Annotated in this window: 1 pseudogene; it reads left to right on the top strand. The window is 44.8% G+C overall.

The annotated features are described in order from the left end of the window. Positions 1–221, top strand: a pseudogene (locus CWB85_RS21980) (ribulokinase); the annotation flags it as partial. Positions 222–286 lie beyond the last annotated feature (65 nt).

Genomic DNA, 286 nt, shown 5'->3' with positions numbered 1-286 from the left:
CATTTTATGTGCTTGAAAGCGAGCAAAGCTGTGCGCTTGGTGCTGCAATTATGGCAGCAGTTGCTGCTGGTGAATATGCAAGCGTTGCAGATGCTCAGCAAGTTATGGCTTCAGCTGTGTGTCATCAATACCTACCGAACCCTGAGCGAGTAGCAGTTTATAACGAACTCTATGCTAACTATCAAGCGTTAGCACAGTATGTTGATGGAGCAAAAGCATGAGCTACACAGAATTAAAGCGCGAAGTATTCGAAGCAAATATGGAATTACAACGTCGTGGTTTGGTG

Origin of the sequence: Pseudoalteromonas sp. S1727 (genome assembly GCF_005886375.1) — a bacterium.
GTDB lineage: Bacteria > Pseudomonadota > Gammaproteobacteria > Enterobacterales > Alteromonadaceae > Pseudoalteromonas > Pseudoalteromonas haloplanktis.
The sequence above is the reverse complement of the archived record's forward strand: the minus strand, read 5'-3'. Positions and strand labels throughout refer to the sequence as shown.